Source organism: Gluconacetobacter entanii (assembly GCF_003206495.1).
Lineage (GTDB): Bacteria > Pseudomonadota > Alphaproteobacteria > Acetobacterales > Acetobacteraceae > Novacetimonas > Novacetimonas entanii.
In genome coordinates, this window is record NZ_NKUF01000083.1 from 1 (window position 1) to 5,448 (window position 5,448).

Annotated in this window: 6 protein-coding genes and 2 pseudogenes; 1 reads left to right on the top strand and 7 read right to left on the bottom strand. The window is 56.2% G+C overall.

Going from position 1 to position 5,448, the window contains the following annotated elements:
- Window positions 1–100: 100 nt before the first annotated feature.
- Window positions 101–253: pseudogene (locus tag CFR72_RS18205) on the top strand (alpha/beta hydrolase); the annotation flags it as partial.
- Window positions 254–323: 70 nt separating this feature from the next.
- Here the strand turns inward: CFR72_RS18205 and CFR72_RS16040 are convergent.
- From CFR72_RS16040 to CFR72_RS16070, 7 genes and pseudogenes are all read right to left on the bottom strand, one after another.
- Complete coding sequence (locus CFR72_RS16040) at window positions 324–701, bottom strand: PRC-barrel domain-containing protein (protein WP_110914746.1); 378 nt, start codon at window positions 699–701, stop codon at window positions 324–326.
- Between the two features lie 355 nt (window positions 702–1,056).
- Window positions 1,057–1,269 (bottom strand): hypothetical protein, encoded by a 213-nt coding sequence (locus CFR72_RS16045; RefSeq protein ID WP_110914747.1) that lies wholly within the window; start codon window positions 1,267–1,269, stop codon window positions 1,057–1,059.
- A 50-nt stretch (window positions 1,270–1,319) separates the two neighbouring features.
- The gene (locus CFR72_RS16050) at window positions 1,320–1,649 is read right to left on the bottom strand and encodes a hypothetical protein (protein ID WP_110094952.1); all 330 of its coding nucleotides are present in this window, start codon (window positions 1,647–1,649) and stop codon (window positions 1,320–1,322) included.
- 87 nt (window positions 1,650–1,736) lie between these two features.
- The gene (locus CFR72_RS16055) at window positions 1,737–2,570 is read right to left on the bottom strand and encodes a family 1 encapsulin nanocompartment shell protein (RefSeq protein ID WP_110914748.1); all 834 of its coding nucleotides are present in this window, start codon (window positions 2,568–2,570) and stop codon (window positions 1,737–1,739) included.
- A 1-nt stretch (window position 2,571) separates the two neighbouring features.
- Window positions 2,572–3,594 carry a Dyp-type peroxidase gene (locus CFR72_RS16060; protein ID WP_110914749.1) on the bottom strand — a complete coding sequence of 341 codons (1,023 nt, stop codon included), beginning with the start codon at window positions 3,592–3,594 and terminating at the stop codon, window positions 2,572–2,574.
- 643 nt (window positions 3,595–4,237) lie between these two features.
- Complete coding sequence (locus CFR72_RS17740; protein WP_167400434.1) at window positions 4,238–4,684, bottom strand: hypothetical protein; 447 nt, start codon at window positions 4,682–4,684, stop codon at window positions 4,238–4,240.
- Between the two features lie 55 nt (window positions 4,685–4,739).
- A pseudogene (locus CFR72_RS16070) lies at window positions 4,740–5,354 on the bottom strand (tannase/feruloyl esterase family alpha/beta hydrolase); the annotation flags it as partial.
- Between the last annotated feature and the right edge of the window lie 94 nt (window positions 5,355–5,448).

A 5,448-nucleotide genomic window follows, 5' to 3' on the forward strand; every position in this document is an offset into this window, starting at 1 on the left:
CCTTCCATCAGGCGGTCCAGGAGGTCTTTATCAATGCTCATGCGGGGGCTCCTCTTCGAGCAATTTATCACCACACCGCACAAAATTCAGGATAGTCCCAAAGCGCCTGATGGCCGCAGGGATCCCAACGGAAGTCTGCGTCATCCCCGGTGCCTATCATGTCTTTGACGTATTTATACCCGAGGCCCCGTTGAGCACGATATTCAGGGATTCATATTTTTCCGCGCTGAAACGGGCATTTTCCCTGTCGTAAAAACTATATTGTCAGACAGGCCACAGGTTATGAACAACCGGCCCATAACCTGTGGTTCTGTTCTCAGACATTACCTGTTCGACAACCCGCCGTAATAGGTATCGACCTGTGTGCCATACATGTCGTTGCTCCAGTCAGGGGGCATCGTTTCGTCATAGGCCGGCGCTGCCTCCATCTGTTCGCGTGTCAGGGACACGATATAGCCGCCGCGCGCCGTGTCATATTTCAGGGATTTCCATGGCAGGGGATGGTAACTGTTGCCCATTCCCAGAAAACCGCCGAAGCTCATGACGACATAGGCCACGTCGCCCGTCATCTTGTCCACCATGAAATATTTTACCGTGCCAAGCTTCTCCCCGGTCGGGGAGTATACATTCGTTCCCTCAACCTTGTCGGATGCAATGAGGTCATGCTTGGTAGTGTTACCACTTGCCATTGTCGCAGACATGAAACTTCTCCTTTTATCATAATGGATGTTTCGTTTCTCACTGTGGGCAGCAGGGAAGGATGTCGTACATCGGCGCAGGCAACGCCATGCCCGTGGCCCGGCTTGTCCTGCGTCGGTTTCAGTCACAAACCTTCCGGATCATTCATAAAGCTGTCGGGATTATACCCGCACCCCTGCGCCTGCGCTCATCTGCTGGAACAGGGGATGGTCCGCTGGTGCGTTCATGCTGGAAGATATGATAACTCATGATCTCCACCTTTTCATATCGCAGCGGCTACAGGAGATCCTTGTTTTTCCCTATCCCATAAAGGAATTTCCAGAGGAAGCGATCTCGGGACTGCTCGCTGTGGGGAGATCAACGGTGCATGGCCGCCACGGTTTCATCGAAAAACCGACCCTTTGAAAAATGGGCGCGAAATGGCGGTGAATCTCTGTCGGGCACGAAAACATCACCATGTTCAAAGGGCATGTTTCCTGTCCAGATATAGCCCGTGGACATGACTTTCAGCAACCATGAATACATGGCAGCCGGATGGATGCCGCAAAATCCCTTGCGTGATGACGGCATCCATATCAGGGAAGGCGTGGACTGGCCGGGACTTCCATCCCGGCAAGCCATTAGTCGTCCAGCGCTTCTTTCTCTTCTTTGCGCGTGGCAAACGGCACTTCCTGCTTGTCATCAAGCTCGTTCATGCTGCCCCCCGGATTCCCGAGGTTTTCTTCCAGCCACGCCTGTTCGATGGGCTGCCCGTTGGCATCGAGGGGAACGGGGGAGTCCACCGGGATCTGTCCCGCATCGGGATTGCTTTCCATCCCGATCAGTTCCGATGCCGCCTCCTTGTAGGCTTCCGGCCCACAACCGGGCTTTCCGTCCGCTGTCCACAGTTCCTTCGCCTTTGCGAGGATGCGTGCTTCCTTCTGCGGGGTGTCCTGAAGCGGATTGTCCATGTCTGACGTCCTTATCCTTGGTTCTGGCATGCGTGCCAGCGTTACAGATCCATACCTGAGCAGCCTGATACCATGCCAGAGCGTAAATCAGGCAGGTTCTTTTCCCATGCCTGTTTTATTGGAAGCGGGATCAAGGACAACGGTTGCCTCACTGGTGAGGACGCGGAACACAAAGCTCTCCTGCAGGTAGAGTTCGACCGTTTCCGCCGTATTCGCCAGATAACCGATGGAAAAGTCCTGTCCGATATCCAGCGCAAGGTCACCGCCACGGGTGGAGACGACAAAGGCACCTTCAATGGCGGGAGCCCAGACCAGCTCCCCGTCGATCAGGCTTTCGATATGCTTGCGGACAGGATAGCCATCCTCGTCACCGCTGCTGATGGCCTGATAGGCCTTCGTTCCAAGCACGATCGAATAGGGACCATTGACCCCGGCAAGGCGCAACGTGCTGAGGGCTTCGGTTATCACGCGGGAATAATCCCGGGCGGATGCAGGCAGTGCCAGGTGGGCATTTGATGTACCCTCGCGCATGCCCTGCATTGCCGCCGCCGCATAGCCGTCAAAGATGGCGCGGTCTTCGGCAAATGCGATCGTGCGTGCGGCGTCCTTGACTGGCTGCCAGTCGGAATCCAGCGAACCACGCTCCACGGCGTCAATCTCCGCCCGTGACAGGGTGAAGGGGACACGCAGTTCCACCAAGGGGAGCACCTCGCGCTGCGTGACCGTGACGCCGTCGCCAACCGGTGTGATCTTCCGACCGCGCCCTGTGCCAACACCGGCGAAGGCCTCGCCCTTTGGCTCCGACGTGTCAACCACGCGACGTCCCGCCAGATGGCGCCGGATGGTGCGGGCGGCTTCTTCCTCGATCTGTGCCCATGCGGAACTGGAGATGGGGGCAAGATGCCTGTGCAGATTATTCATGTCAGGAGTCCTTTTTCAGTGATCCGATACCAAGGGAGCCAGAGCCTGCTTTGTGGGGAGATACTGGTGCAGGTGCGGCCGCAGGAGAATTTTCCGCCCGGACATTGGGTGCGTTGTCGAGGAAATCACCCGTCGGGATGAAGAACAGTGTCCCGGTCACCGCCGTACTGACATCAAGGAGCCGATCGTAATTGCCCGGCGGTTTTCCAATGAACATGTTCCGCAGCATCTGTTCCGTTCGGGCGGGCGAACATGCATAGCCGATGAAATAAGTGCCAAATTCCCCCTTGCCGACTTCGCCAAAAGGCATGTTGTCGCGCACGATCTGAAGCTGCTGCCCATTTTCCTCGATATTGGTCAGGACATTATGGGCATAGCTGGGCTTGGCGGCATCGGGCAGTTCGATGTCCGATACCTTTTTGCGACCGATGATATGTTCCTGGACTTCGGTGTGGATGGCGTCCCATTTCTTCAGGTCATGCAGGTATTTCTGCACGATGACATAGCTGCCCCCCGCAAAGGCGGGATCTTCCTCCCCGATGAGGGTGGAGGCAAGGGCGGCCTGCCCCGTGGGGTTTTCGGTTCCATCGACGAAGCCGAGCAGGTCGCGTTCGTCAAAATATTTGAACCCGTGCACCTCATCCACCACGCCTGCCACGCCCTCAAGCCTTGTGACGATGGCTGTTGCGAGTTCAAAGCACAGGTCCATCCGTGTCGCGCGGATATGGAACAGCAGGTCACCCGCCGTAGAAGGTGCATGGTGTACGCCGTTGATTTCCTGGAACGGATGCAGCTCCTTTGGGCGGGGCAGTCCAAAGAGGCGATCCCAGGCATCCGATCCGATGCCTGTAATGCAGCTTAGCCTGCCATCAGGCACCCTGAATCCCACACCGCGCACAAGGGAGGAAAGGTCGCCAAGCAGATCCCGTACCTGGGTATTGGCAGACATGTCGCCATTCAGGCTGACAACAAGAAAGACAGCAGCCTGCGTCAGTTTGGTATCGATGGGTTGAGGTGTCGCCAACTGTCTGAAACTCCCATGCAGGTCGTGTTCGCATAACCATGAACAGACGCCTAGCATAGGCAGGTGGCAGATGATGACAAGATGGCGAATGAGCCGGGTTAACCGGAAATATCACAAGTCGTTCAGCCTCATAACCAACATTTATGACGAAACAGGCAGGAGTGTTCAACCCCATGACTTTCGTTGCGTAATGTACCCGGTGATGAGGAGTTGGTGCATATCAGGATTTTTGTTCGTGCACTTCGCAAAAATACCGAAGTTATGTATAGATTGTGTAAAAATAATTAAAATACAGATGAATTCAGGTAATGGCTTCTGTTTTTCTCCATGGTCTGAAATCCTCCGTTCTCCTGCTCCCATGTTTCATGTGATGGCAGGAATCTCAACGACAACGATGGGAGGAGGGAAATATATTACCTTTTCATATTATTCTAATTCACCAAAAGACCAATATATACTGCATGGCAGCGTTATGAAAAATGCATAGTTTGCATTCATATTCTGCGTTCACTGGACAATGTGCGGAACTGATCAGTCTGGATCACCTGATTCTATTTGTAACACTTTGAGGGCTTACATTTAACACCCTGCAGGACGATGTCTTGAGGGTCAGATTGTAGGAGACATTATGAAACGCGCAATTTTATTTGCATTGGCTCTTGGTGCATCCCTGCCAATGGCGGCTCATGCTGAAGGTGGCCGGCATCATGGTCATCATAGTGAAGAGCAGGGCGGCGGTGAGCGCGGCGGCGATAACCAGAACGGCGGCCAGAATGGTGGCTGGGGTGAACGCGGCGGTCGCGGTGGCGACAACCAGAACGGTGGCCAGAATGGCGGCTGGGGTGAACGCGGCGGTCGCGGCGGCGACAACCAGAACGGTGGTGGCCAGAACGGTGGCCAGAATGGCGGCTGGGGTGAACGTGGCGGTCGCGGTGGCGACAACCAGAATGGCGGTGGCCAGAACGGTGGCTGGGGCAATCACGGTGGTGGTCGCGGCGGTGACCGTCAGGGTGGTGGCTGGAACCAGAACGGTAATTCCAGTTCCAGCTCCAACTGATTTCATCCCTGGGATCGGGAGGCCCGGCTTCATGCCGGGCCTTTTTTTATGCCGTTTCCCCAGCGCAAGGACGCCGGGGTTTTCCCTGTCAATGCGTGTCGGGCGCGACGCAGGCAAAGCTGCTGGCGGCGTCCATGTCTCCGTGCCCGTCATAGCGGGCAACCTTCGGCCATGCGCAGATGGGCCGGGTACGCACGACCTGCCCGTTCTCCACACGCGCGGCGATGATCTGTTCTGGCGGCTGCCTGCGGCTGACCCAGTTATCGATCGCCCCGAGCTTGCTGAACGTATCGCATCCCGCTCCGCCATGGCAGTGCCCCATGCCCGGGATCGTGATCAGTCGCACGGCGTCCGCCCCCGCGGGGCCTGCATTGCGCAGAAGGGACTGGTAATAACCCGCCAACTGTTCGGGATTATGGCCATCATTCCAGCCGATATACATCAGTAGCCTGCCACCATGCCGGAAAAATGGCGTCAGGTTGTCGTCCACATGCAGCAGCGGTCCCAGCTTGCGGGTGGCCGCCTGCACGTCGGTATCCCATTTCAGGGTTGTCCAGTCCCAGTCAGGGTTCTGGAAGGCCGCGTATTTGAACAGGTCGAGGGCGACGGGAAACGCCTTGCCATCGGCTGAAAAACCGTCTTCGCTGCCCTTGGCCGGGCCGGGGAAAATGACCTGATGCGTTTGTGGGTCAAGCGGCCCCTCACATGAGGAGTTTCACGTCAATGGCCACTTTCACTGCGAGATCATTTTTTCTTCTCCGTGTTTTGGATCCATGGTCTGAGCCTGTTTAACGACT

Bases quoted from the DNA above. Each gene is read 5' to 3' on its own strand.
- CFR72_RS16040 (WP_110914746.1), bottom strand. From the start codon at position 701: ATGTCTGCGACAATGGCAAGTGGTAACACTACCAAGCATGACCTCATT.
- CFR72_RS16045 (WP_110914747.1), bottom strand. From the start codon at position 1,269: ATGCCGTCATCACGCAAGGGATTTTGCGGCATCCATCCGGCTGCCATG.
- CFR72_RS16050 (WP_110094952.1), bottom strand. From the start codon at position 1,649: ATGGACAATCCGCTTCAGGACACCCCGCAGAAGGAAGCACGCATCCTC.
- CFR72_RS16055 (WP_110914748.1), bottom strand. From the start codon at position 2,570: ATGAATAATCTGCACAGGCATCTTGCCCCCATCTCCAGTTCCGCATGG.
- CFR72_RS17740 (WP_167400434.1), bottom strand. From the start codon at position 4,684: ATGAAGCCGGGCCTCCCGATCCCAGGGATGAAATCAGTTGGAGCTGGA.